General features: G+C 60.5%; 20 protein-coding genes. 9 read left to right on the forward strand and 11 right to left on the reverse strand.

Going from position 1 to position 21,681, the window contains the following annotated elements; all coding sequences use genetic code 11:
* The 6 genes from Q8S60_RS17355 to Q8S60_RS17380 all read right to left on the reverse strand — a co-directional run.
* Positions 1-594: hypothetical protein (locus Q8S60_RS17355; RefSeq protein WP_305668748.1), on the reverse strand; the 594-nt coding region annotated here is incomplete at its 3' end.
* A complete protein-coding gene (locus tag Q8S60_RS17360; RefSeq protein ID WP_305278452.1) occupies positions 591-1,613 on the reverse strand; it encodes a hypothetical protein in 1,023 nt (340 codons plus the stop codon). The genes Q8S60_RS17355 and Q8S60_RS17360, both read right to left, overlap by 4 nt.
* On the reverse strand, positions 1,610-2,524 hold the full coding sequence (locus Q8S60_RS17365; protein WP_305278451.1) for a sulfotransferase: 915 nt from the start codon (positions 2,522-2,524) through the stop codon (positions 1,610-1,612). Before Q8S60_RS17365 ends, Q8S60_RS17360 begins: the two co-directional genes overlap by 4 nt.
* 140 nt (positions 2,525-2,664) lie before the next feature.
* Positions 2,665-3,639 carry a hypothetical protein gene (locus Q8S60_RS17370; protein ID WP_305278450.1) on the reverse strand — a complete coding sequence of 325 codons (975 nt, stop codon included), beginning with the start codon at positions 3,637-3,639 and terminating at the stop codon, positions 2,665-2,667.
* A 168-nt stretch (positions 3,640-3,807) separates the two neighbouring features.
* Positions 3,808-5,118 (reverse strand): oligosaccharide flippase family protein, encoded by a 1,311-nt coding sequence (locus Q8S60_RS17375; protein ID WP_305278449.1) that lies wholly within the window; start codon positions 5,116-5,118, stop codon positions 3,808-3,810.
* A gap of 19 nt (positions 5,119-5,137) precedes the next feature.
* Positions 5,138-6,463, reverse strand: coding sequence for a sugar transferase (locus tag Q8S60_RS17380; RefSeq protein WP_305278448.1), 1,326 nt, complete (start codon positions 6,461-6,463; stop codon positions 5,138-5,140).
* A gap of 267 nt (positions 6,464-6,730) precedes the next feature.
* On the opposite strand from Q8S60_RS17380, the gene gmd reads away from it, so the two are divergent.
* Complete coding sequence (gene gmd, locus Q8S60_RS17385; RefSeq protein WP_305325768.1) at positions 6,731-7,942, forward strand: GDP-mannose 4,6-dehydratase; 1,212 nt, start codon at positions 6,731-6,733, stop codon at positions 7,940-7,942.
* A 29-nt stretch (positions 7,943-7,971) separates the two neighbouring features.
* Here gmd and Q8S60_RS17390 read toward each other — a convergent pair whose 3' ends face one another.
* Positions 7,972-9,306 (reverse strand): UDP-glucose/GDP-mannose dehydrogenase family protein, encoded by a 1,335-nt coding sequence (locus Q8S60_RS17390; RefSeq protein WP_305278446.1) that lies wholly within the window; start codon positions 9,304-9,306, stop codon positions 7,972-7,974.
* A gap of 40 nt (positions 9,307-9,346) precedes the next feature.
* Positions 9,347-10,231, reverse strand: coding sequence for a UTP--glucose-1-phosphate uridylyltransferase GalU (gene galU / locus Q8S60_RS17395; protein ID WP_305278576.1), 885 nt, complete (start codon positions 10,229-10,231; stop codon positions 9,347-9,349).
* Between the two features lie 254 nt (positions 10,232-10,485).
* On the opposite strand from galU, the gene Q8S60_RS17400 reads away from it, so the two are divergent.
* The 5 genes from Q8S60_RS17400 (at position 10,486) to Q8S60_RS17420 (ending at position 14,800) form a co-directional block, all read left to right on the forward strand.
* On the forward strand, positions 10,486-11,916 hold the full coding sequence (locus tag Q8S60_RS17400) for a mannose-1-phosphate guanylyltransferase/mannose-6-phosphate isomerase (RefSeq protein ID WP_305278575.1): 1,431 nt from the start codon (positions 10,486-10,488) through the stop codon (positions 11,914-11,916).
* A complete protein-coding gene (locus tag Q8S60_RS17405) occupies positions 11,917-12,432 on the forward strand; it encodes a VanZ family protein (RefSeq protein ID WP_305278445.1) in 516 nt (171 codons plus the stop codon). It begins immediately after the preceding gene.
* Between the two features lie 104 nt (positions 12,433-12,536).
* On the forward strand, positions 12,537-12,983 hold the full coding sequence (locus tag Q8S60_RS17410; RefSeq protein WP_305278444.1) for a metal-dependent phosphohydrolase: 447 nt from the start codon (positions 12,537-12,539) through the stop codon (positions 12,981-12,983).
* Between the two features lie 297 nt (positions 12,984-13,280).
* Positions 13,281-13,868: a polymer-forming cytoskeletal protein gene (locus tag Q8S60_RS17415; RefSeq protein ID WP_305278443.1), complete on the forward strand. Its 588-nt coding sequence runs from the start codon at positions 13,281-13,283 to the stop codon at positions 13,866-13,868.
* Between the two features lie 164 nt (positions 13,869-14,032).
* Entirely contained in the window at positions 14,033-14,800 is a 768-nt protein-coding gene (locus Q8S60_RS17420; RefSeq protein ID WP_305278442.1) for an MBL fold metallo-hydrolase, read from the forward strand.
* 4 nt (positions 14,801-14,804) lie between these two features.
* Here Q8S60_RS17420 and Q8S60_RS17425 read toward each other — a convergent pair whose 3' ends face one another.
* Positions 14,805-15,677 carry a metal-dependent hydrolase gene (locus tag Q8S60_RS17425; RefSeq protein WP_305278441.1) on the reverse strand — a complete coding sequence of 291 codons (873 nt, stop codon included), beginning with the start codon at positions 15,675-15,677 and terminating at the stop codon, positions 14,805-14,807.
* 165 nt (positions 15,678-15,842) lie between these two features.
* Here Q8S60_RS17425 and Q8S60_RS17430 point away from each other — a divergent pair, with 165 nt between their 5' ends.
* Positions 15,843-16,136, forward strand: a complete 294-nt coding sequence (locus Q8S60_RS17430; protein WP_305278440.1) for a hypothetical protein — start codon at positions 15,843-15,845, stop codon at positions 16,134-16,136.
* 6 nt (positions 16,137-16,142) lie between these two features.
* On the opposite strand, the gene wbaP is transcribed toward Q8S60_RS17430, so the two are convergent.
* On the reverse strand, positions 16,143-17,708 hold the full coding sequence (gene wbaP, locus Q8S60_RS17435; protein ID WP_305278439.1) for an undecaprenyl-phosphate galactose phosphotransferase WbaP: 1,566 nt from the start codon (positions 17,706-17,708) through the stop codon (positions 16,143-16,145).
* Between the two features lie 78 nt (positions 17,709-17,786).
* Here wbaP and galT point away from each other — a divergent pair, with 78 nt between their 5' ends.
* Positions 17,787-18,902 (forward strand): galactose-1-phosphate uridylyltransferase, encoded by a 1,116-nt coding sequence (gene galT, locus Q8S60_RS17440; protein ID WP_305278438.1) that lies wholly within the window; start codon positions 17,787-17,789, stop codon positions 18,900-18,902.
* A complete protein-coding gene (galK, locus tag Q8S60_RS17445) occupies positions 18,899-19,948 on the forward strand; it encodes a galactokinase (protein WP_305278437.1) in 1,050 nt (349 codons plus the stop codon). Before galT ends, galK begins: the two co-directional genes overlap by 4 nt.
* A gap of 6 nt (positions 19,949-19,954) precedes the next feature.
* Here the strand turns inward: galK and Q8S60_RS17450 are convergent, their stop codons facing one another.
* On the reverse strand, positions 19,955-21,658 hold the full coding sequence (locus Q8S60_RS17450; protein ID WP_305278436.1) for a DUF368 domain-containing protein: 1,704 nt from the start codon (positions 21,656-21,658) through the stop codon (positions 19,955-19,957).
* Between the last annotated feature and the right edge of the window lie 23 nt (positions 21,659-21,681).

Raw genomic sequence — 21,681 nt, forward strand, 5'->3', positions numbered from 1 at the left:
AACAAAGCTGAATGGCAGAAGTATGAGCGCTAGTCCGGCCCAGACCAGATGCGCTGGTCGGATCGGGAGGCGTTCAAGCGTGTGATAGTAGAGGAATGCCAGGACCACGATGAACAGGGAGGCCTTGCTGCCGGTCAGCACCCAATAGAGGATGTTGGCAGCCAGCAGGAGGATCCAGAAGCGTTTGCGTGTAACGATTGCGCAGAGCAGAGCCGCTACTGTTACGATTTCGCGCGGGAGAAAGCGGATAACAAAATTCTCGGAGGCGCTGGTCTGCTTCACGCCGATATCCAGTGCGAGCAGAAGATAGCATATCGCGGTAATCGCGAGGCAGAGCATCTGGAACGAAGTACGCCGAGCGATAATTTCCGTTAATTCGCGGATGCGGGCCCTGTCGATCTTCGCGAGATATGCCGCAAACAGGAATACCACGACGAAAAGAACCAGGCATTGCATGCCTACGAGGAACTCCACGCCGAAATCCATCTGCACCCGCAACTTGCCGGGATAGGCGCCGAGCGCGTTGAGCAGCATTTGCGGCAACACAAAGAACATGAACAGAGCCAGGTTGACGATCACGAAACGTCCGCTCATGTCGTCACCTGAATCTGGCGTCGGATTGCCTGCAGGCTCAAATGTCGCCGCGCGTCGAGCAGTGCCGGCGATATCGCGAGATCGGCAGCGGGCAGAACGGAGCCATCCAGTTGCAGGATCGACCCTGTATGGCCGACCAGTTCGGGTGCTTCCGTCTTGCGGTCGTAGGAAACTAAAATCACCTCTATTCCCCAGTACAGACAGGCTTTGGCCAAGTGGAGCCGGTTGGTGATGACCACTGTACCCGGGTCAAGCGTCAAAGGTGCGGAATTTGGCACCAATGTCAGCTCAACGCGGTTGGACCATTCGTTGGAGATATGTCTGAAGCAGGGTTCAGCGTCATCGACATTTGCCGATGGTGAAACCGTTATTTTATGAATCTCGCGATTCAATGCGACGTGTCTGATCGCGTCCGCAATCCGTGCGGCATTTTGATTGTCGTTATACCCCTGTCCCCGGCCGAAACTGCGGGGAAGGACGATCAGGTGACATGGACCTTGGGGCTGAGCCGGCCCCGGCTCCAGCCGGAACCGGTCCACCGCCGGGAGAGCCCCCCTGCCTGGCGAACCATCGAAGGCCGGGTGCAGATAGAAGAGGTCGACCACCTGCCTTGTCGCTTTCCAGGGCATGACCTGCCGAAGTATGGCCGCGCTCTCTGCTGTGCGCACGGAGATGTCTGCCTTTGCGAGTACCAGCCACTGCAAGAGCCGGGTCAGCCGGCGCCGGGGCATGCCGGACATCTCGATGCTGACGAAGCGGATTGCTTTTCCCATCAGCAGAGCCGGAATCAATACACGGAGGTACGAACCGTGGCGCGGAGCGATGACATGCCCGCCGCACACCACAATCCTTTCAGCCTGCCATAGTAGGCTGAGCAGCTTTCCCATCGGGATTCCGCCCTCGACTATCCTTACGGTGCTGCCGGACAGCAAGCCGGCGGCGGCTTCGATCATCATTTCGTCGCCGAAGTTGCCTTTTCCTGCGTAACCAACAAGAAGGATCAACGAAGAGGAAGTCATCGCTTCAGAACCTTTGCCGTCAGGATCGCGGCCAGTTGCATTAGTCTCCAACCAAAGCCACGGCCTTGGCCCGACGGCCGACGCAAGGCTTGCAATGTGACCAGACACAGACCTGCGCCCAAGCGCCCAAGGTACGGATAGCGCCGGCTCCACTTCGTGTTCTGTTGCGGAGCGAACGGCTGCACTGTCCGGCTGAAGTGGCCGTCCGCCCAATCCGATCTCTCAAAGTTGTGAGGCGTAATCTCGATCGGTTCGGCCCGGCGGGCGATCCCGGCACGTTCGAGGCGTCGCAGCAAGCCGTCGCGATAGCTTTGGCTCGCCAGCTTTTCGTAACGCACAAGCATCAGCCGTTGGCGGCCGTAGTAGCGGGCCAGTCGCGCCACTTCCACATACTGCCGCGCCCAAAGAGCGAAAAGCAGCGCGACGTTGGAGCTGCCCCAAGGAGTGGCCCGGTTGCTCTGGATTACGTCGAAGGGATTGCGTATCAGGAACAACAACAAGGCCTCGGGGAAAAGCCATCTCAATGCGGTTGCGTGTTCGCCGTTGCGCGGGGTCTGCTCCAGAATCTGCCGGCCTTCGGTGTAGTGGTCGGCCGATATCAAAGCCTCGGCGAAGGCGCGAGGGGCGTCCAGAATCCTTCGATGAAGCAACGATCGCGGGAAGAGGATGGAGTGGGGCCTGTTGGCCCCATGCATCAGAAACTTATGCTGTGTGTGCTGAAAGGCCTCAAAGGTCATGGTTCGATGATCGCGGCCAATGCGATCGAGGATGCCCATGACATTGGTTTCCGGCGAACAGCGCAGGTCGAGGTCGCGGGCGAGCAGATGCGACAAGGCCGTTGTACCCGAGCGGGCAGGTGCGATAACGAAAACAGGGGCCGGGAGAGGCGAGGCAACAAATTCCGATGACATTAGCGACAGCGCTTCCCGCTTGCGTGTATCTCAGGCATTTCATCATAAATGGCGGCTCGCCGGAATTGGTTTCCAGACTGGCCCGACATTGAGCATATCGACTAACGTTCACGCAGCGGTCGATCGGATCGCCAGTGGAGCTAATCGCGCTTCAGACGGCCGGACGCCACGTCGCGGCGGCTCTTCAGCAAGACGTCTTTAACAAAAGTTTTTGCGCCTTTTGGCAGTATTGTGGAAATGCGGCCTTTGATTGTCGCCGCCTTTCTTTTTCCTGTCTGCTCAATAACAAAAGACTCCCAAGCCGGGTGCTTGGTTGTACGTGCTTCGTTATACCAGAAATTCCCATAAAGCTGCGTCCGCTGATACTTCAAATGGTCGTATCTAGCCTTCACGCCATGCAATGTATTATTTGCAGGCGAGAATATTACTATGCTGTTATTTTCGTTCTGAATTTTCTTCGTATCGCACCAGCTCCAAGGTACCCAGCACCTGTCGCTGTCCGGATTTCCCTCCCAGTATGACTGCACGTATTTATGGGAGTCCTTGAACTGAAGATAGTGTGTGTGGTGCTCGTTCTTTTCCGACTCGGGATCGGAATTGATGTTGACCATGTAGGTGAGAGCTTTCTTCCGAATGTCGGGGTGCGGGCTTATCTCGTAGCCATCCAGGTATTTTTGAATACCTGCATCGTAGAAGACCTCATCCATGGGAATGCCGAATTTTTCGGCAATCGCCGTGCGGAATTCTTCGCTATTCAGAAACTCCGTCAATTTTTGAATCGCAGCCGACTTGGGTTGCAACAGGCGAAGCGTCACACCGAAGCCTTCACAGGAGGTATTGTTGTATCTGTGGTCTGAACGTTTGTGCTGGTGCCAGTTCAGATAGACATCTTTGTCCGTGATGCAGCCGGGAAATTCGATAATCTTGTAGCCGCTCTTGAACAGCGCGTTGAACAGATCGCTGTCCGAGCTTTGCGGCGCGAGCTTGATCTCCGGCGATGCCGTAATTGCCTTGAAATCGTCTTCGTGGAAAAAATCGTTTATCTGAACATGCGCAAACGGCACATCCTGAACTCGGGCTTTTCGAATCTTTTCCAAAAGATAGGCGTAAGTCACGGATTCGTTCCACACAGGCATATAAAAAGTTACCAAAATATTATAACAGATAAGTATTCGAGCGTGTATTCCATCGGAACTGAATTCAAACGCCTTTCGGCTGGGGCTGCGACACCGGATCCGGCGGCCGGCCAGTTCGCGAGACCGTGATTTTCCATGGTCTGGCGGTCAGAAAATCGAGCTGCCTATGCCCAGCTTTCGACGGATCACAATGGTTAATATGCCCTTGTAGAGCATCAGCGCCGCAAACGTCGCGGTTGCCGCACCTTCGATACCCATGAACCGGATCAGCACGCTGTTCAAAATCAGATTGGCGGCAACCGCGGCGGAGATCGCGGCCAGCGTGATGCGTTCATTGCCGCTCATGTTCATGAGCAGAGCCGTGGACCCCAGGGCGGCGTTGATGGTCTGCGCACATGCGAGAATTACCAGTGCGGGATAGCCCGCCCGGAACGGTTCACCGAAGGCGACGCCCAGCCCCCATTGCCCTCCAAGTACGATCGCCGTGAGAACGCCCAGTGCCAAAAGGAAGGAGCGGCGGGCGTTGCGCTTGAGAAGCTGTTGCAGCTCGGCTTTTCTTCCCGCCGCATAGAGTTTGGCTACCTGGGGCATGATGACCACGGTCACCACTTGTTGTCCGAACAAGGCCAATCCCGCGATCGTCACCACCGGTTTGTATATGCCGACCTCAGTGGCGGACAGAGCCCGCGCGATCATGATGATGTCTATGTTGTTATTGATGGTGGTCAGGCCGGCTACCGCTCCGAGGGCCCCAGTCGCCAGAAGCAGGGCTCGGCCGTCGATTGCTTCAGTCCGCCCCGCTTCCATCGGCGGAGTGTGACGCAGCAGAATGGCTGTCCCGATGATGAAGGTCGCGAACGCCGCCGCAATGTGAAGCAACAATGCGTCAAAAGCCGTAAAGTTCGTTGTTCCCGCGATAACGGTCCAGAGCAGCACGGCTATGTTGAAGAAGAGCGGGCGCAGAATGCTGTCGGGCAGCTGACCGAATACCAAACGCCCCAAACCGCGCAGCGAAGCCCCACGGAGATTGCCGAGCGCGATAAGCGGTACCAGCAGGAGGCCCAGGAGAAAGGTATTTCGCGACGAGATGCCTGTGCCGAAAACGGCTACGGCGGCGATCGTCATAACGGCGATGGCAAAAGACGTGACCAGGATGACGCGATGGGCCCAGCTCCAGATGGCCCGGATCCGGGCCGTGTTTCCGGCCTGTAGGGCGAGAGCGGTTTCGCGGATCACCAGTTGAGGAAGACCAAGCGTCGTCGGGATGGCCAGCATGGTCATGATGGCGTAGACGAACGCATACTCTCCATACCCCTCCACGCCCAGAGTGCGAGCGAGAAGGACTGCCGTCAGAAAGCCCAGGAGTGCGTTGGCAATCTTGATGACGGATGTGATGGCGTTCGGACGCCGTGTTATCCGACCGAGGAGCCCGCGCGGCTTTATGCGGTCGCTAGGCATCGGTCCGCTTCCTTTGCATTCAGCGGGCACCGAAGCCGGTGATCACGGTGCGCAGCGTCTTGAGCAGGATCAGGAAGTCGAGCCAGGGAGAGAAATTCTTGATGTAGTAGAAGTCATAATGCAGCTTCTCCAGCACTTCGTCCGTCGATGCGACATGTCCCTGCATGACCTGCGCCCAACCGCTGATTCCCGGGCGGACGATGTGGCGATAGCGGTAGAAGGGAAGCTCCCTTTCGTACCACTCGGATAGAGGCACGGCCTCGGGGCGTGGCCCGATCCAGCTCATTTCCCCACGCAGGATGTTAATTATCTGCGGCAGTTCGTCGATCCGGGTCCGGCGCAGGAATCTCCCGAAGCGTGTTATCCGCGCATCGTTATTGAGCGTGATGGCCTTTTGGCGGCTGTCACCTTCCGTATCGTCTTCCATCTTCATGGTACGGAACTTGTACAGGGTGAAAATCTTTCCGCCGTAGCCCATGCGCGGCTGCCTGAATATGACGGGGCCCTTCGATTCAATCCTGATGACAATTGCGATAGCGGCAAGGAATATGAAACCGAAAACAATTACAAGCGCGGCCAGGAGCCAGTCAGCCACGCGTTTGAACTTCAGATAGACATCGTTCGGGTTCAGCGCTCCCAGCGTGTTCTCGGATAGATGCTCGATTTCCACCCGGCCCGTGAGTGTCTCGTACATCTGTTTCACGTGGTAGACGGGGGTGCCGACGATGGCCGTTTCCGTAATGAAGCGTTCCCACTCAGGCGGAAAATCCGCACGCAGGTCGGCCACCATCGCGTCCAGCCGGTTTTCCGGGAGCTTGGGTTCCGACAGCGTCTGCCAAATGATGTTTTTGAGCTGAGGCAACCTGTCGGTTTCTCCGCCCGGCACTATGCCTATCCGAAACGATCGAATTCTTGTCAGGACGATCGCGAGCGCCGTAAACCAGACAACCGACAATACGAAACTGGAGCCGAAGAGGTAGCGGCTGTAGTCCAGCCGCAAGAACAGAAACACGACGAGAACGGCCCCATACGACAGCATAAAGACGGGAACCGAATATGAAATTCCGTCGGTACCGGGATAGGAGGCCAAGCGTCCAAAAATAAAGAAGCCTACCGTCATTGCGACGGTCGCTCCGATAATTGTGTTATTCAGGCTCAGTGAGGTAAGGGGCATTTCAAGCAGGTCGAACCGCAGCAGGACCGGCAAGACAACGGCAAACAGAACCCCGCCCAGAAGCTGCGTTCTCTGCTTTAGCAGGGCGCTTTTCAGCACGCCGGAAACAGATAACGGCCCGGCTTCGAACATACTCTTCGACATTTCAGAGGCGGCGCCGTCGTTGTCCACGTGTGGACTTCCTTTCGCAGAATTTACCCCCACTCCTGTCTCGCCTCATGTCATCGAATGCACTATTCCCGCTTTTTGATATTATATAGAGATCGTCTAAAAATCATATCAGCTTCGTCGTGCCTGGCTGGCGAAAAGAGCCATCCGGCAACTCAATTTGGTCCGGCCAAGGCGTTGAGAGGCTGGATCGCGGAAGATTTCTAATCTAGTAATATTATGGGTTGGATCGGCTTCGGTCATCAGCGGAATTCAAGTGGAGATTGTGCCGTGCCGGCGCCATCCCGGACGATTTTCTGCCAATTGTTGTCGCAGCGGTCTCAGTTTTTGGGAAAACCGGCTTTGTCTTCGCCCGGTGTCATGTGGAAGAGACCATTGCCTCTAGTTCAGCCGACACGTCGACATACGCACCTTGTGGGGGACCGTCCCATTGCCCTGATTACCGGCGTGACGGGGCAGGATGGAGGTTATCTTGCGGCGTTGCTGCTTCAGAAAGGATATGTCGTTCACGGAATAGCCCGTGATCTGTCGCGCCTGGACAGGTCACGCTTCGAACATATTCTCGATGTTGATCGACGCCTCCATCTTCATGTCTGCGACATCGTGGACGCCGTCTCTCTTGCACGATTGCTGGATGAGATACGGCCCGACGAGATCTACAACCTGGCGGCGCAGACACATATCCAGACGAGCTTCGAGGACCCGGCCCGCACGACGGACGTGAACGCGACCGGCGCGGTGCGCCTTTTGAGTGCGCTGGTCAAGTCCGATCCAGGCCGGCGAACGAGATACTACCAAGCTTCCAGTTCCGAGATGTTCGGCGATGCGAACGGGCACATTCAGGACGAAAGCAGTCATTTCCATCCCATGAATCCATATGCGGTTTCCAAGCTGGCTGCATATGAGGCGACCGTCAATTTCAGGGAGGCATTCGGGGTGCACGCCTCCAACGGGATTCTGTTCAACCACGAAAGCCCATGGCGCGGTGAGCGTTTTGTGACGCGCAAGATTTCGCTCGCGGTTGCACGTCGCCATTTCGGCGACACCGCACTGCTCAAGCTGGGCAATCTCGATACGCGGCGCGATTGGGGCCACGCGCGTGATTATGTCGAGGGAATGTGGCTGATGCTGCAGCGTGACGAGCCCGACGACTATGTCCTTGCGACGTCAGAACACCACTCGGTCAGGGAATTTGTCGAGATCGCTTTCGGTGAGATCGGGCGCAAGCTTGTATGGGAAGGCGAGGGGGCCGACGAGGTGGGGTTCGATCTGGAGAGCGGCGACCCTCTTGTGGCTGTCGATCCAACCTTCTTTCGCCCGACGGATATCGGTCTGACGCTTGGAGATGCCTCCAAGGCCCGCCAGTTGCTCGGTTGGGAATGCCGGACGAGTTTTGCCCAGCTGGTCAATGAAATGGTGGCGGCCGATATCAGGCGGTTCGAATTGGCTAAGGCGAGCGGCGCGAACCAGCCGACAATCTGATTTGCCACGCAGCAGGTTTGCGGGTGACGTCAGGCTTCGTGTTCGGCGGTCGAAGGTGAAACGGATGAACGCCCTACCGAGTGATATTCGAAGCCGGCCTGGGCCATTTCCTCCAAAGTGTAGATGTTGCGCAGGTCGACAATACGCGGTGTTTTGACCGCGCGGCGAAGACGCTCGAAATCCAGCGCGCGAAACTCGTTCCATTCGGTGAGTATGAGGATCGCGTCGGCACCCGGCATCACGCTGTAGGCGTCTTCCACCCATTCGATATCCTGAAGATATTTCCGGGCTTCTCTCATGCCCTCCGGATCGTAAGCTCGTATACGGGCGCCGGCTTGCTGCAACAGGGGGATAATGTCGAGGCTTGGTGCATCTCGCATGTCGTCGGTATTCGGTTTGAACGTAACCCCGAGGACACCGATCGTCTTGCCCGTCAGGTCGCCGCCGCAGGCCGCGGCGATCTTGTTGGCCATTCTTTTCTTCCGCTCGTTGTTTGCGTCCATGACCGCTTCCACGATCTTGGTCGGACGCCCGGCGCGCCGCGCGGTACCGGCCAGCGCCAGGGTGTCCTTCGGAAAGCAGGACCCCCCAAAACCGGCGCCTGCCTGGAGGAACTTCAGGCCGATGCGGGTGTCGAGCCCTATGCCCCGGGAGACGTCCTGCACATCCGCGCCCACCACCTCGCATATGTCGGCTATCTCGTTGATAAAGGTGACCTTCATGGCGAGGAAAGCGTTGGCGGCGTATTTGGTAAGCTCCGCGGTGGCCACGCCGGTGTACAGGAAGTGCATTTCGCTCAGCATGAGCGGCCGGTAGATTGCCTGTATAACTGCACGAGCGCGCGGGCTGTCGGTACCGATGACGATGCGATCGGGTCGCATGAAATCGTCGATGGCGTTTCCCTCGCGCAGAAATTCCGGATTTGATGCAACGTCGAAGTCCGCATCCGGATTAATCTTGCGAATGATTGCCTCAACCTCCCTTGCCGTGCCGACGGGGACGGTCGATTTGTCGACGACGACTGTGTAGTTCATGAGATACGGGGCGATTTCGGCGGCCGCGGCGTAGACATAGCTCAGGTCGGCATCGCCATCCTCGCGAGGAGGGGTGCCCACGCAGATGAAGACCGCGTCGCTGGATGCGACCGCCGGTCCGGCCTCGCTGGTGAACGTCAGCCGTCCGGCTTCCACGTTGCGGGTGAAGACGTCCTCGAGGCCGGGTTCATAGATCGGAATTTCGCCTTGTTGAAGCCGTGCAACTTTGGCGGGGTCTTTTTCCACGCAAACGACTTCGTGGCCGATCTCGGCAAAGCATGTGCCGGAAACCAGGCCTACGTAGCCTGTGCCAATCATGGCGATCTTCATGCCGTTCTCCAGAGAAGGGCCAGCCGTCCCGATGCTACGATTAGCCGATCAGATTCAACAGAATCTGTCGGAACTTCGGTGCGATATCGGGGCGGTCCAGCGCAAGGGCCACGTTGGCCGTGAGGTAACCGATTTTGTCGCCGCAGTCGTAAGTTATTCCGTTGAAGCGGTAAGAAAAGAAATCCTCTTCGGACATCAGCGCGATCATCGCATCCGTGAGCTGTATCTCGCCGCCGGCTCCGGGCTTCTGGGTCGCAAGCTTGGCGAATATTCCCGGTTGCAGGATATACCGTCCCGAGATGATCAGGTCAGACGGCGCGTCTTCAATCCTGGGCTTTTCCACCATGCCGGTGATGCGATGCGTTTCATTGCCCAGATCTTCGGCGAGCGCCACGACGCCGTAGCGGTTCACGTGTTCATGCGGTACCTGCTCGACCGCAATGACGTTCCCGCCGTGTTTCGAATAGACATCGACCATCTGCGCGAAACATCCGCGCTCACCGTGGATGAGCATATCCGGCAAAGCCAGGGCGAAGGGTTCGTCCCCGACAATATCGCGTGCGCACCAGACAGCGTGACCCAGCCCCAACGGTTCCTGCTGGCGGACGAAGCTCGCGGTGCCGGCCTTCGGGCGGCTCTCCTGCATCATCTTGAGTTCCGCCGTCTTGCCGCGAGCCTTCAGCGTCGCTTCAAGTTCATAGGCAAGATCGAAATGATCCTCGATGGCGCCCTTGCCGCGTCCCGTCACGAAAATGAAATGTTCGATGCCCGCCTCAATAGCTTCGTCCACGGCATATTGGATGACGGGCTTGTCGACCACCGTCAGCATTTCCTTGGGAATTACTTTCGTGGCAGGCAGAAAGCGGGTGCCGAGACCGGCGACGGGAAAGACGGCTTTGCGGATGCGGGGGTAGGCAGAAGTCATAGCTGTTTTTCGCCCTTGGAAGCCCTCGTCGACAACGCGTGACAGGTGTTCTGGTTTCGCATTTATCCGCTTTTCCCGCAAGCGGCCGGCGCGTGGCAAGGCGTCGCTTCGTCGGGACCATGTTGGACCGTGTTAACCAGAAGCGCCGTTTTGAGGATGAATGATCCCCGGAAATCCATTATCGTTCCATCTGGTCCTCCGTCCGAGGGTTTCACGTCATCGGCGGCTTGTTTTAAATGAACTGAACGGTGCGCATGATTTATCCAGTCATTTTGTCTGGCGGTGTCGGCTCGAGGCTTTGGCCGACATCTCGCGCTCTTTATCCGAAGCAGCTTCTGCCTCTGGTGTCCGAGCGCGCAATGCTTCTGGAGACGGTGCTTCGGGTTGCGGCATCCGACACCGTGGCGGCACCTATCATCGTTTCCAATGACGAGCACAGATTCATCATCGCGCAGCAAATGCGCGAGGCCGGTATTTCGCCGCTGGCGCATATTCTGGAACCACAGGGACGGAACACAGCTCCCGCGGCAGCTGCCGCTGCTGTCTTTGTGCAGACCTTCGATCCTTCCGGCATCCTTCTCATTCTTCCCGCGGATCATCATATCGGCGATGTCGCCGCTTTTCACGAAGCTATCGCGCGTGGCGCTCTTCTCGCCGAAGCAGGCAAGCTGGTGACGTTCGGCGTCCTGCCGTCGGCGCCAGAGACCGGTTACGGTTATGTAAAGCGTGGGGCGCCGCTTTTGGACGGTACGGCCTATGCGGTCGACCGGTTTGTCGAAAAGCCCGACCGTTCGACGGCAGAGGCCTATTTGGCAGAGGGCGGGTATGACTGGAATGCCGGCATCTTCATGTTCCGGGTCGATCGCATTATCGACGAAATGCACCGCTATTGTCCGAAGATTGCGGCGTGTGCTGCCGAGTCCGTGATAAAGGGATCGCGCGATCTCGATTTTCTGCGTCTCGACTCGCAATCCTTTGCGGCAAGTCCATCGGACTCAATCGACTACGCAGTCATGGAACACACATCCGACGCGGTGGTTGTGCCTGTCGACATGGGCTGGAGCGACATAGGTTCCTGGTCGGCGCTTTGGGAAATCGGTGAGAAGGACCAGAAGGGAAACGTCTTCGCCGGCGACGTTCTGGCCGAAGGCACGCGCGATTGTTTTGTGAGGGCCGAATCCGGCCTTGTCGCGACGGTTGGCGTTGAAAATCTCATCATCGTGGAAACGGGCGATGTGTTTCTCGTTGCCTCACGGGATAGCGTTCAGGATGTGAAGAAGGTTGTGGAGCGTCTGGCGGCTGCGGGACGAACGGAACATCAGGCGCACAACCGCGTTTATCGGCCGTGGGGTTTCTACGAAAGTCTCGATGCCGGAGACAGGCATCAGGTGAAACACCTCATGGTTCATCCGGGCGCGGCTCTTTCCCTCCAGATGCACCATCATCGCGCAGAACACTGGGTCGTCGTCAAAGGCAAGGCCCAGGTGACGGTGGGCGATGTGGTCCGGATTCTCAATGAGAACGAGTCCACCTATATTCCTATCGGCACCAGGCACCGTTTGGAGAACCCGGGATCCGAGCCACTCAGCATCATCGAAGTGCAATCGGGCTCCTACCTTGGCGAGGACGATATCGTACGCTTCGATGACGTCTATGGCAGGGATATAAAGCCGGCCGCGGAGTAGATGCAGCCGGAAATTCCGGGTTCGCAGTATCGAGTATTTGGATTGCATTTGGACGCCAACAGACTGGCCGGCATCTTGTTGCCCCGGCTCCCCCTCCTCATGAGGCTTCTGATGCTTCTGTGGGCGAGCTCCTGTCTGATGGTGCTTGCCGGTTCGCTGTTGCCGGGTTTTGGTCCGCCATCGCTCTTTCCGTATTTCGACAAGTTGGTGCATTTCGGTGCGTGGCTGGTTCTCGGCGCTCTTACACAGCTTCTTTTCCGTCATGTCCGGTGGCCTCTGATGACGGCCGGTGTCCTTGTGTCGGCGAGCGCCGCGATTGAGATCATGCAGCTCATTGTGCCGGGGCGGTCGGCGTCGCTGGGTGACTTCGCCGCCAATGTCGGCGGCATTGCCATCGGGACCTCGCTGGGGTTTGTCGTTGCGCGCTGTCTGAAGATTCTGCGCGCGCGACAGGAGCGATCGCGCTTCGATCAAAGCGGCACGAATTCCGGGACAGTCGCCTCGCGAACTATTTGATTGCATCGTTCCGGGCCCGCAGTTGGGGGGACTGCCAGGCAGCCGCTTCGGGGTGTCAGGCGCATCCATCGAGCGATGCCGGAGGAAGTCGAATGGAGAGCGCCATGATTGGTCTGAGCGGGAGCATCACCCTCGAAAGGGCGATCGTGATTGCCGCCGAAGCGCATGCGGGCGAAACCGGGAAGGACGGGGGGCCTTATATCCTCCATTGTCTCCGCGTCATGATGGCGGTGGAAGGGCAAGATGCGCGCGTCGTCGCTGTGCTGCACGATCTTCTCGAGCATGCGCCTCAGTGGAATCTCGGTCGGTTGCGAACCGAAGGTTGTCCGGAAGAGGTGCTGGACGCCATTGATGCGATGACGCGCCGCGATGGCGAAGACTATTTCGATTTCGCGAGACGTGCCGCCGCCAATCCTCTCGCGCGGCCGGTAAAGATCGCCGATCTCACGGATAATCTTGCCACCACGCTGAAGCATACCTCGCCGCCTGTGCGCGACGAGAAAGCCGCCCGCTATGCGAAGGCTCTGCGCATCGTGAGAAGCGTTTCCTGAGCGGCGGTCCCAGGAGCGCGACGCCACTACATTCCGAAATCTCGCCATATCGGTTTTTGTTCGAGCCGAATTCGCTCCGTATCGGTTGCGATTTACGGTAACCGAAAGGTTTTTTACATCGCTTCGACGCAAGTTAGTGCATGCGATCGGCGATAGTGGGATATCCGTCTCATGTTCTCCGTACACGAATATAGCCGGCAGTTGCTCGAGGCCCGATCAAGCTTCGGCAGCCGTTGTGTGAAGGCCATTCGTCGAGCGCAGAAACGGGTCATGGGTTATGCGAACAGGAGAAGAGAAGTGACACTCACAAATTCAAACGCGGCGACCGGCTCGGCGACCGGGATCGGCCCCAAGGGCGATGCCGGTCATTCAAGCCGGCAGGATACGCCGGTCCGTCTTTTGAGGGCGGGCAACGAGGATATAACGATCGGAGAGAACAGCGTTCTTGAGGGGTCGTTCGACACGCAAGGCTCCATGTTCGTCGACGGAGCCGCGATCAACGCCGACCTGCGGGCCGCACAATTGTCCATCGGCGCCACCGGACGGGTCGAAGGACAGGCGACGGTGCTTCGCGCCGAAATCGCCGGTACGTTCGACGGCACGCTCATGTGCTCCGGCGAAGTGATCCTGCGCTCCTCCAGCCGGATCAGCGGCGAACTCAAATGTGCGAAACTCGTCACGCATCGTGGCGCGGTCATCGCCGCCGAAATCCGCATCATCAACGATGAGGGCGCCGGCGACGATATGATACCCGGTCTTTCGGGCCTTCCGCCTGCATGGCAGTCTCCTTCATGGAGCCGGCGCCGGGTAAAGAAGGTGCTTCCTTTCGCTTATGGAGCCTTCGCCACCCTGGGTATGGTCGGTATCGGTTCGTTCTTCTTCTGAGTGGCCGGGCGCATCACGCGAGGAATTCGGCGGCCTGGACGAATTCTTCGCGCGCGCTTCCCTTCTCCCGCGGGATGAATTTTCCGGCGGAATTCCGGTCGCCATCACGATAGGATGGCGGCGAAGCGGGCCGTGTTCCGGTTCGCCTTTCGGAGTTCTTCCTCGTGAAAATCGCCGGGCGATGGTTTGAGCGCAAGGAGATGGCTGACGGCGTCACGCTGTTGTGGGAGCCGCATGTCCATCCGCTCATTCGCTGCAATATCTGGTTCGTGCGCGGCCGTGACCGGGACTTGCTGATCGATACGGGCGTCGGCGTCGCATCGCTCAGAGACGAGATCGCCGATCTCATCGACAAGCCGCTCGTCGCGGTGGCGACCCATATCCATTACGATCATGTGGGGTGCCTGCATGAATTCGAGACCCGGCTCATGCACCGGCTTGAGGCGCCGCGCATGGAGCACTACCGGGAATTCGCGGCACTTACCGTTTCAGGCTTTCCGCCCGAACTCCGGGCCAGCCTTTCCGGTTACGGCCTCGGCGATGGCGACGCCGTCCTCCTCGATGCCCTGCCGCATGAAGGTTACGACATAGCCACCTATCGCGTGACCTCGACACGGGCCACGGGCCTCATCGGCGAAGGCGACGTCGTCGATCTCGGTGACCGGCATTTTTCGATCTTCCATCTGCCGGGTCATTCTCCGGGTTCAGTCGGTCTTTGGGAGCAGGCGTCGAGGACGCTCTTTTCAGGCGACGCGATCTATGACGGTCCGCTGCTCGATGAACTGCCCGATTCCGACATCGCCACCTATCTCGCGACGATCCGGCGGCTGCGGGGCATGGATGTGAATGTCGTCCACGGCGGACACGACCCGAGTTTCGGCCGCACGCGGCTCGTCGAAATCTGCGACGCCTATCTCGCGCTGCGCGGCTGATGTCTCAGGCGGCGGACGATACGGCCTGCGACGGCTCCTCGCCATGTTCCGCTTTCCACGCGGCCACAAGTTCGCGGTTGTCGTGCTGCCACGGATGGAAACTCGGGCGGAACCAGTCGAGATAGGCGGGAATCGCCTTCCGCAGCGAGCCCGGATAAATCCAGAGATAGCGGAAGAGCCGGCCCCAAGCGCGCGGGCTCCAGTGCAGCCCATCCGCTTTCAGCAGGTCGCGGATATGCATGAACAGGTTAGCGTTGAAGAAGAGCGTGGTCATCAGCAATGCGCGCACGCGGTTGAGATAAAAGGCGGGCTTCGAGGAGACGGCTTTCAGCACGTCGAAGGCCACAGCCTTGTGTTCCGTCTCCTCCACCGCGTGCCACATCCAGAGTTCGTATTCCTCCGGCGTCGCCTCTGCGCGGAATATTTCCCGGTCCGTCAGCAACTGGTCGGCGAGGATCGCGGTGAAATGCTCCAGCGCGACGGTCTGGCCGAGTTGCGCACGCGGTGGCAGAATCTTCTTCGCCAGCGCCAGCATCCGGGCGGAGCGCGCCTCTATCTTGCGCATCGGGTATCCCAGCTCCGCGATCCGGTCGTTATATGACTGGTGCTCGCGGGAGTGAACCGCCTCCTGTCCGAGAAACTCCCTGATCTCCGCCTGGAGCTTCGGATCGCCGATCCGGTGTTTCTGCATCCGCACCGTGTCGCAGAAGAAGCGTTCGCCGTCGGGAAACATCGCCGACAATGCGTTGAAATAGGCGGTAATGACGGGATCGCCCTTGTACCAGTAGCGTTCCTTCCCTGCGGCGAACTGCCGGTTTCTTGTCTTGAAGGCGAGCTGGCTCCCGCTTTGGCTATCGGCATTCCCGGCGGCGCGCATGAAAGGCTCCTCTGGCGTGAATTTCTCCTCTACATCTTTGTCAGTGGGCGTCTATCTTCAAGAGCGGCCACAAAATCCTACAATCGGAACGCCGGAATCCCGGCCGGCCATGCGTATCTTGCGGGGAGAGGCGATGGCCGACCCGGCGAACCGTGAGTACGGCACATGAAGATCAGGATCGGCAAATATCGCATTCCGGTACCGCGCAGCCGCATCGGCCGCGTCGGCGCCGGCATTGGTCTTGTCATTCTGGGCGTCATCCCGGGTCCGCCGGGACCTGCCGCCATTCCCGTCGGCCTCACCATCCTCACGCTGGATCATCCGCGCGGCCGCCGCTGGCGGCGCATCACGATCGTCAGGGTCGGGCGGCGGTGGCAGACCATGAAGATGAAACGGGAAATGCGCCGCACGGTGAAGCGCGACGCATCCGTCGATATAGGCGTGAAGCCTGAAATCTAGTCCCGCTCAGCAGGCGCCCCGGCGAAGCAGCACGGCGGGGAACGTCTTGAACATGATGGCGATGTCCTGCCACAGCGACCAGTTCTTCACGTACCAGGCGTCGAGTTCGACGCGGCGCATATAGGTCGTGTCGTTGCGGCCGCTCACCTGCCAGAGGCCGGTGATGCCGGGCTTGGCGGAGAGGTAGTATTCAGCGTCCTCGCCATAGCGCAGCACTTCGGAATAGGTGACCGGGCGCGGGCCGACGAGGCTCATCTCGCCGCGGATCACGTTGATGAGCTGCGGCAGCTCGTCAAGGCTCGTCTTGCGCAGGAATTCACCCACCCGCGTCACGCGCGGATCGTTGCGCAGCTTCTGGTCGCGCGCCCATTCGGCGGCGCGGAGAGGATCGTTCTCGAGTACGTCCTTCAGGATCGCTTCGCCGTCGACATGCATCGTGCGGAACTTCCGGCACATGAAATCGCGGCCCTTCTCGCCCACGCGGCGGTGGCTGAAGAAAGCCGGGCCGCCGTCGAGGCGGATCAGCGCCGAAACGGCCCAGAAGAAGGGCGCGAGCAGAACCAGCGCCAGCGAGGCGACGGCGAGGTCGAAGCTGCGCTTCATGATGCGCGCCATCGGCCGGTTCAGGTTGTCGGCGAGCGTCAGCATCACGAGGTCGTGGCTGAAGAAATTGCCGGCTTCGAGCGCCATCACGCCGATGCCCTTCACCGGCGGGATGATCGAGAAGGCGATGCGGGCGCGGTGCAGCGCGCGCAGGATGTGATCGAGGCTCGCCATTTCCTCGGGCGAGGGGGCGAGGACGACGAAGCGGGCGCCGTGGCGATCGCAGGCGAGCTTCAGCGCGGCGGAGAGCTGGCCGCCGGCGCGGTAGAGCAGGCTCGCGGGATTGGCGGCATTGCGCTCCGAGGTCAGTTCGGCAAGGTCCAGCGTGCCCGCCACCTCGTAGCCAAGATAGGGCTCCGACTCGAGCACCTGGGCGGCTTCGAGAGTGTTCTCTTTCGAGCCAATGAGCAGCACCGGCGCGGTCCAGCTTCCGTACCGCTTCAGGACATGTCTCATCGCGATACGTGCCGTCGGCACAAGGATGAGGGCCCAGAGCCATGCCTGGAGCATCCAGAGACGCGAGAAATAGTCCTTGGTCAGGTATTGCAGGAAGCCGTCGACGAGCGCGACAAGGGCGATGCCTTTCACGATTTCCTTCGCTTCCGCCCAGAAGGGGGTGCGCTTCGAATAATGGCCCTTGGCGGCCCACCAGAGGATCGGAAGCATCAGCAGGAAACCGATGCGGATGAGGCGGCTGGTCAGCTCGCCGGCCTCCAAGGCCCCGAATTCCGTATTCAAAACCTGCACATTGATGCCGAATGCGATCGACCCGGCGATCGCCTGCGCCACCGCCAGCGCGCCCAGGTCGCCGACCAGCAGCATGAAACGGTCGGCCAGCGGGGTGAGGCGAGTGCCCGTGCCCGTTTCCTCGCGATAGGTGGCCTCAAGGCCGGCGACGCCCGCCGCCGGGACGGGGGTCCCGGTTTCAAAGGCCGAAATCTGCTTTTCCAGTACGCTCACGATGCCCACGCTGCTTGTATCCGAATGCGACAACTGGTTCGTGAGAGCGCAAAGGGCGCGCCAATACGGACTGTCCCGTTCCGGTTCTTGCGGGCGTGGTTAAGAATTGGTGAGCGCGGCTATAGTGGTGCCGGGCAAACAGGGGAGGCCGATCTGTACACGCTGAGGGAACACCGTCTGCCGGGCGGCCGGGACCTGCTGCTCTACGGCCGCGCCGTTCATGACGAGGCACCCGGCCTGGCGCTCCCGGCGGAGCCGTCCGGCGCGGAGCCTCATCTGCGGTGGCACCCGCTGCAGGGCGAATGGGTCGCCTATGCGGGGGCGCGGCAGGCGCGGACCTTCCTGCCGGAGGCGGCCGCCTGTCCGCTCTGCCCGGCGAAGGAAGGACGGCTGGGCGAAATTCCCTTTACCGGGTTCGAGGTGGCCGTGTTCGAGAACAGGTTTCCGGCCTTGGCCGCGGCCTCCGCCGCGCCGGTGCTGGCGAGCGTCGAAACGGCACCGGCGGCGGGGCGCTGCGAAGTCGTCGTCTTCTCCGCCGATCATACCGGCGGGCTCGGCAGTTTTTCGCTCGACCGGCTGGCGCTGTTGATCGAGGTCTGGGGCGCGCGGGTCGAGGCGCTCGGCAAGACCTATCCCTACATCCTTCCCTTCGAGAACCGGGGCGAGGAGATCGGCGTCACGCTGCATCATCCGCATGGGCAGATCTATGCCTTTCCCTTCGTGCCCGTGCGTGCCGCCCGCGCGGCCGGCGCGCAGGCGGAAGCGCCTGTCGTCGCGCGGCTGATCGAGACCGCCGACTCTGCGCTCGTGCTCGACGATGACGGCGAGGCGCTGGCATTGGTACCGCCCTTCGCGATGTATCCCTATGAGACCTGGATCGTGCCGCGCCGGCGGGTGCCCGGTCCCGCGGCGCTTCGCCCGTCCGAGATCGAGGCGATGGCGCGCCTGCTTCGCCGCGGCGTGCGCCGCCTCGACGGACTTTTCGGCAGGCCGATGCCCTATATCCTCATCGTCCAGACGGCGCCGCGCGGCTTCGAAAACAGTTTCCACATGACGATCGAAATCCGTCCCTTCCTTCGCGACGCGAACAAGCTCAAATACCTGGCGGGCGTCGAGCAGGGCTCCGGCGTCTTTCTCGTCGATGTGCCGCCGGAGCTTGCGGCGGAGCGGCTGCGGGCGGTTTCGCCGGGCGGTGAGGCGTGAGGGAAATCTTCAGCGGGATATTCGGCCGCGACGCGGTGGCGGAAGCCTCGGCGCCCGGCCGCGTCAATCTCATCGGCGACCACACGGATTATGCGGAGGGCTTCTGCCTGCCGATGCCGCTCGCGCTCGAAACGCGTGTGGCGATGGCGCCCGCGCCGGCTTTCCGCGCGCATAGTCTCGATCTCGACGAGACGGCGCCGTTCGATCCCGCCGCGACCGCGCGTGGCGACTGGACGGATTATATCGCGGGTCCGCTTGCCGAACTCCTGCAGGCGGGTTTCGCCATTCCGCCCGTCGAGGTGCTGGTCAGTTCCGACGTGCCGCAAGGGGCGGGCGTCTCGTCTTCGGCCGCGCTCGAGGTCGCCACGTTGCGCGCGGCGCTGATGCTGACCGGCGCCCATCTGCCGGACGTGGAAGTGGCGCGGCTCGCGCAATCCGCCGAGAACGCCTATTGCGGCGTCCAATGCGGCATTCTCGACCAGATGGCGAGCGCCGTGGGCCGTCCGGGTCAGGCACTGCTTCTCGATTGCCGGAGCAACGATACGCGCCTCGTGCCGGTCCCGCCTGAATTTCATTTCGCCGTCATACATTGCGGCGAGGCCCGGCGGCTTGTCGATGGCGCTTATAACGAACGCCGCCGTTCGGTCGAGGAGGCCGCGCGGCTCCTCGGTATCGCTTCGCTGCGCGATGCAGTCCCGGCCGATCTTGCCGCGCTTTCCGATCCGCTGATTCTCAAGCGCGCGCGTCACGTCGTCGGTGAGAATGCGCGGGTAACGGCTGCCGTGGCGGCGCTCGAAATGCGCGACCTGCGCGGCTTCGGCTCCTTGATGACGGAGAGCCATCGTTCGCTTGCGGAGGATTTCGAGGTATCGACGCCGGCACTCGACCGTCTGGTCCGGGACGCGCTCGATGCCGGTGCGTTCGGCGCGCGGCTCACCGGCGCCGGTTTCGGCGGATGTATTGTCGCGCTGCTGCCGGCCGGACGGGAGGTGTGGTGGAAACGGGTTGCCGCGGGCAATCCCGCTGCCTGGCTCGTACAGGCCTGACGGAGATCAGCCGGCGGCCGTCCCGTTCTCTTCCGCATGCTGCGCCAGCCGGTCGAGAAGCCTGTAGAGGAAAGCGCCCGCGAAGATCGCCGCGATGCCCAGCGCCACGGTGAGGTCGACATTCATCGGGACATAGGGATGCGCCGCGACGAGGCGCGCCTTCTCGCCGATTATTTCGTACTCGCGATCCTTGAACGGCCACACGGCAAGCAGCGAGCCGCCAAGCACGCCGATCACCGTCAGCAGCGTCTTCTGGTAGAAGCGGTCAAGCAGCCACGAGATGGCGCGCGAAAAAGTAAGGGCGCCGACAACGACACCGGTCCCAAGCGGCAGCAGGAAGCCGAGGTCCAGCCGGCCGAGCGCGTCGATGGCATCGGTATATTTGCCGAGGATCAGCAGCACGAAAGAGCCCGAAATGCCCGGCACCAGCATGGCGGCGACCGCGACCATGCCGCACAGGAAAATGAACCACGCGGCGTCCGGCGTCTTCACCGGGACAAGGATGGCTGCGAACAGACCGAAGCAGATGCCGAGCGCGATCCATGCCCAGCTTCCAGGGCCGCGTATGTCGACATGCGAGAGCAGGCCCACGATGGAGGCTGCGATCAGTCCGAAAAAGAAGCCGAAGGTCACTTCGGGAAACTCCGCGACCAGCAGCGACAGCGGCACGATACGGCTGAAGATGATGAGCGAAAGCACCACGCCGATACCGAGCGGCAAAACGAACATGAAGTCGATGTGGCGCGCGGCGGCGAGGAATTGCCGGCGCATGAGAAGGTTCAGCATTTCCTTGTCGATATGGGCGATGGCGCCGATCAGGCGTTTGTAGATGCCGAGAATGAGTGCCATCGTGCCGCCGCTGACACCCGGTACAAGGTCGGCGGCGCCCACGCACATGCCGCGCAAGACCTGCCGCGTCGGATTGGGATTGTCGTGGCCCTCGGGGCTCAACTCCGCGACGAAGCGTTGCCAGTGCGAGATCGTCCAGTCGGTCGGTCGCAGCGCCGCCCGGTATATCCACCATGCGACCGGCGTACCACTGGTTAGTGCCAGCGCCAGTATCGCGATTGCGCCGCCGCCGATCAGGGCATCTGTCGGCCAATGCGCACCCGCTGCTATGGGCGGCAGCACGCACAGGAGAGCAAGCGCGGCGCCTGCCAGGCCGAGACGCCATGTGAAGCCGCGCCACCAGAGAACCGCCAGAACGATCGTCGCGGTCATCCAGTTGTCGGCCGAGCTGGAGGCGGATCCTTCTCCTGCCATCGACCAGGGCACCAGCGCCTTGATCGAATGATAGCTGTCGAGAGCAAGAGAGGGAGAGGGGCGCGAATAGGCGACAAGCTCCTGCAGCACGACCGCTGCGAGCACCAGGATCGCGGTGAGGACCGCGAATGCGGCACCGTGCCGGAAGCGCGCAAGGTCCGCGCGTCCGATGAAATAGAAATAGACCGCGAGAATCGTCACCAGCAGGAAGGGACCGAATTGCCGTCCGCCCGTCAACGCCCAGAAGACGGCAATGCGCTCGTCCCGCGCGACTGTGCCGTTGATGGCCCGGAAGACTGCAACATCGAAGATGTCCCAGTAGCCCCGCGTCGGCTGAAAGAGCCATGATGCGACGAGAAGAAGAGCGGCGGCGGTCCAGCCCAGAAGCGGTTTCCACTGCCATTCCTTCGACAGGGGAAAGTCGCTCAGGTTCTTGTTTGGCGCCATGCGTCGTCTCCGGTGGGAGGAAT

This window comes from Parvibaculum sp., assembly GCF_030694575.1.
GTDB lineage: Bacteria > Pseudomonadota > Alphaproteobacteria > Parvibaculales > Parvibaculaceae > Parvibaculum.

Excerpts from the sequence above, each read along its gene's own strand:
- Q8S60_RS17400 (WP_305278575.1), top strand. The coding sequence starts at position 10,486 with ATGATTTATCCAGTCATTTTGTCTGGCGGTGTCGGCTCGAGGCTTTGG.
- Q8S60_RS17390 (WP_305278446.1), bottom strand. The coding sequence starts at position 9,306 with ATGAAGATCGCCATGATTGGCACAGGCTACGTAGGCCTGGTTTCCGGC.
- Q8S60_RS17450 (WP_305278436.1), bottom strand. The coding sequence starts at position 21,658 with ATGGCGCCAAACAAGAACCTGAGCGACTTTCCCCTGTCGAAGGAATGG.
- Q8S60_RS17405 (WP_305278445.1), top strand. The coding sequence starts at position 11,917 with ATGCAGCCGGAAATTCCGGGTTCGCAGTATCGAGTATTTGGATTGCAT.
- Q8S60_RS17425 (WP_305278441.1), bottom strand. The coding sequence starts at position 15,677 with ATGCGCGCCGCCGGGAATGCCGATAGCCAAAGCGGGAGCCAGCTCGCC.
- Q8S60_RS17360 (WP_305278452.1), bottom strand. The coding sequence starts at position 1,613 with ATGACTTCCTCTTCGTTGATCCTTCTTGTTGGTTACGCAGGAAAAGGC.
- Q8S60_RS17410 (WP_305278444.1), top strand. The coding sequence starts at position 12,537 with ATGATTGGTCTGAGCGGGAGCATCACCCTCGAAAGGGCGATCGTGATT.
- Q8S60_RS17430 (WP_305278440.1), top strand. The coding sequence starts at position 15,843 with ATGAAGATCAGGATCGGCAAATATCGCATTCCGGTACCGCGCAGCCGC.
- galU (WP_305278576.1), bottom strand. The coding sequence starts at position 10,231 with ATGACTTCTGCCTACCCCCGCATCCGCAAAGCCGTCTTTCCCGTCGCC.
- Q8S60_RS17365 (WP_305278451.1), bottom strand. The coding sequence starts at position 2,524 with ATGTCATCGGAATTTGTTGCCTCGCCTCTCCCGGCCCCTGTTTTCGTT.
- Q8S60_RS17375 (WP_305278449.1), bottom strand. The coding sequence starts at position 5,118 with ATGCCTAGCGACCGCATAAAGCCGCGCGGGCTCCTCGGTCGGATAACA.